General features: G+C 61.5%; 3 protein-coding genes. 2 read left to right on the plus strand and 1 reads right to left on the minus strand.

Translation table 11 applies throughout. The features are described from left to right. Both ABSG20_RS32200 and ABSG20_RS32205 read left to right on the plus strand, forming a co-directional pair. Positions 1 to 794: L,D-transpeptidase family protein (locus ABSG20_RS32200; RefSeq protein WP_423868486.1), on the plus strand; the 794-nt coding region annotated here is incomplete at its 5' end. 566 nt (positions 795 to 1360) lie between these two features. After that, a complete protein-coding gene (locus ABSG20_RS32205) occupies positions 1361 to 2968 on the plus strand; it encodes a peptidoglycan L,D-endopeptidase MepK (protein WP_423868487.1) in 1608 nt (535 codons plus the stop codon). 196 nt (positions 2969 to 3164) lie between these two features. Here the strand turns inward: ABSG20_RS32205 and ABSG20_RS32210 are convergent, their stop codons facing one another. Continuing rightward, on the minus strand, positions 3165 to 3437 hold the full coding sequence (locus ABSG20_RS32210) for a DUF2312 domain-containing protein (protein WP_423868488.1): 273 nt from the start codon (positions 3435 to 3437) through the stop codon (positions 3165 to 3167). Positions 3438 to 3658: the final 221 nt, after the last annotated feature.

Raw genomic sequence — 3658 nt, forward strand, 5'->3', positions numbered from 1 at the left:
TCACCGGACAACCCGGGATTCACGCGACGCCGCTGTTGACCGAGACCATGAAATTCATCACGGTCAATCCGACCTGGAACGTGCCGCCCTCGATCATCTACAACGAATATCTGCCGGCGCTGCAGCAGGATCCGACTGTGCTTCAGCGCATGGGGCTGCGGCTGGAACGCGATCGCGACGGCGGCATCCACATTTCGCAGCCGCCCGGCGAAGCCAATGCGCTCGGGCGCATCCGCTTCAATTTCCCGAACAAGTTCCTGGTCTATCAGCACGATACCCCGGACAAGAACTTGTTCGCCAGAGACGAGCGCGCGTTCAGCCATGGCTGCATGCGGGTCCAGAATCCGGATCAATATGCCGCGACGCTCCTGAACATCACGGAGCCGAACGAGCATTACACGCCGGAAAAAATCCGCAGTCTGTATGGCCAGGGCGAGATCGACCTCAAATTTCCAACGCCGATACCGGTCAATATCACCTACCAGACGGCCTTTGTGGATGACGCCGGCAAGCTGCAGTTCCGCCGGGATGTTTACGGCCGCGACGCCACCATGCTGGCAATGCTTCGCAACGGCAGAAGCAAGGATCTGGAAAACGTGGTTGCCCATTCGCAGCCGAACTACGTTCGTCCGGCCGGCAATCTGCCCACAGGCGTCAGCTTTGCCAGCGACAATTCATCTTCCGGATCGTTGTTTTCCTCCGGCGCTTCGTTCTTCGAGCGGCTGTTCGGGGCATCAACGCCTCCTCCATCGGTGCCGGGCCGTCGGCTGCAGCGACGGATAATAACCCGCTGACGGCGGTAGCCGAAGCAACGTCATCGCTTGCAAAGCGATGACCCGCTTGCGATCGCGCAATTGCGGTCTACCGCAGCCGGTTATCACAATTCCAGGTTTGCAGCACCACACCTCGCCCTCGGTGCGATCTTCGCATCATCGGCAGTTATCGGATGCGCTCCTCAGCCCTGTTGGCCGAGGCTAAAGGGCCCGCTCTCGCAGGATGTTTTGCCAAGCAATCTCGTCCGTAGCTTGTCACGACTTTAGCGGTCGTGAGGTATCCAGTGCCGCCGCGAAATTGACAAAATGGCGCGGGCATTAACCATCCCGTCGGGCGGCAGGCTGGAATTCCCCAATGATCTCAATGACCCCGGAGGATTGCGGGCCGCCGAATTGACCATGCTTCACGCCGGATTAAGCAATGGGCTATTTTTCGCCACACTCGGCAGGTTAGGTTTGAACTGACTTGGGGGGTGGGACTTGATTCTTGGCTGACCCACCCGCGTTAAGATTGTGTTTACCGTCTTCCGCCACACGGGGTCGCGGAAGGGTTGTTCGGTCGGTCGTCCTCTCGGGTGGGGTCATACGTGCTGTCTTGTTTCGCACGCCGTTTCAACTCGCTGTCGTTACCGAAAGCCGGGTATCATCTCGGCTTGTCGTCCCTGTTGCTGTTGCTGGGAGCCGGATCGGTCCACGATGCGAGCGCGCTGAACGAGACCCGCACCCTTTCTTTCCACCACACCCATTCTAACGAGGATCTCACCGTCACCTTCAAGCGTGACGGACGCTACGACGAAGAGGCGCTGCAAGAGCTCAATCACTATCTGCGCGACTGGCGCAGTCAGGACCAGACCGTGATGGATCGTCACTTGTTCGACATCCTCTGGGAAGTCTATCGCGACGTCGAAGGCAAGAAGCCGATCCAGATCATTTCCGCCTACCGCTCTCCCGCCACCAACGCCATGCTCCGCCGCCGTTCTTCAGGAGTGGCGCGCTTCAGCCAGCACATGCTCGGCCACGCCATGGATTTTTTCATCCCGGACGTGCCGCTCGAGCAGATCCGCTTTGCCGGGCTGCGCCTGCAGCGGGGAGGCGTCGGATTCTATCCGACATCGGGATCGCCTTTCGTCCATCTCGATACCGGCAGCATTCGTCACTGGCCGCGGATGACCCACGACCAACTGGCCCGCCTATTTCCGGACGGCCGAACCATACATATTCCCTCCGACGGCAAGCCCCTCAAGGGATTCGAACTCGCCCGCGCCGACATCGAACAACGTGACAACGGCGACGCCAACTTGACGAAGACCAGACCGAGCCTGTTTGCCGCATTGTTCGGAAGCAGGAAATCGTACGACGACGAAGACGAGAGCGCCGGCGCTCCGGCTGCCCGCGAAAAACCGGCTCCAGCCAGCGTGATGGCCGCCTCGCCCGCCAAATCCGCCGATCCCGTGCCGATGCCGCGCGCCAGAAAGCCGATAGCCGCCGAGACCTTCCAATTGGCCTCGGCCGACGCCCAGATCGCGCAGCCGGCAAAGATTACGCCTAACACTTCAGCGTCGGCTCAAAAGGCCGAAGCGAAGCCGCAGACACCGGCTGACATCATCGATGCGCGCGGCTTCTGGGGCGAGGCCCCGGCCAACCCGAAACAGGCAACGCCGGCGCAGATTGCCGCCATCCGCGCCCGCAGGGCGCTGGACTCCGTCGCCGACCCGCTGGCGACTGCGAGTGTGTCCACCCTGCAGGCGATGGCCTACGCGCCACCCTCCAATCCCCCGGTCGACCGCGCCAACATCGTCGCAGCCAGCGCGCCGATTCCGCGCAGCATCCGCCCCGCATTAGCCGCGCATAATTCGGCGGCCGATTCCACGATCGATACGGTAGTCGCCAAGGGAGCGCAGGGGCAGGGCAGCGTCGTGGCAAGATCGACGCGGCTCGCCGCGTCCGCGGGCAATACGGCATGGATGCGGATGATGATGCTGGCGCCAAGCGCGAGCACGTCGATGTCCGCAACCGTGCTGGGCGATGCCGACATGACCTTGATGCGCGTCTATTTCATCAAGCCGGAAGCGGTGATCACGATGAATTTCGCAGACGATCCGCAGATGGGACTGGCCAGCGACCGCTTCACCGGATCTGTTACTGACGAGCTGCCGACGCAGTCTTTCGTAATGCGGAACGCGTCGCTGCACTGAGCGTCAACCAACGCAGCACAATCGCTACGACAATCTCTGCAGCGTTCTGGCCATAAGCCGAAGCCTCTCAGGTGAACGTTGGAGGCTGGCTCCTCGCACTTCATGCCCATCGGCGATCATGGATCCCCGGCCCGCACGCACGCGGCTCGCTTGGCCGGGAAGACATGGATGAGGGACAAAAGGGCCCGCTTACCCCTCACAGCATTCCGAGCGCCTGCATGTAGGTCTCCAAGATGGTTTCGTGTTCGGCGCGCTCGTTGGCGTCCTGCTTGCGCAGGCGCACGATCGTGCGCAGCGCCTTGACGTCGAAGCCGTTGCCCTTAGCCTCGGCATAGACGTCGCGGATATCGTCCGAGATGGTCTTCTTCTCTTCTTCGAGCCGTTCGATGCGCTCGATGATGGCCTTGAGCTGGTCTTTTGCAAATGTCGTCGCGGGTGCCTCTTTGACGGCGGCAGCGGAGGTGGCCATCGGATACTCCTGATTTGAACTGACATGGAGGGCTGGAAGGGTCCACGCTGCGGGCTTCGCCGCGCCGCGTTCTCAATATGACCCTCGGGATCGCAGCGCCTCGCGTCAAGGCGGCATCGCACTCATCCACAGCGCGCCCACAGGAGAAAGCGGGCGTCACGGCGGGGCAGAAGCGCAGCATTCAGGCAAAGGAATTCAGTGCCTGCTATGGGCTTTCTTCA

The sequence above is a fragment of the Bradyrhizobium sp. genome, assembly GCF_049512235.1.
In the GTDB taxonomy this organism is placed as follows: domain Bacteria; phylum Pseudomonadota; class Alphaproteobacteria; order Rhizobiales; family Xanthobacteraceae; genus Bradyrhizobium.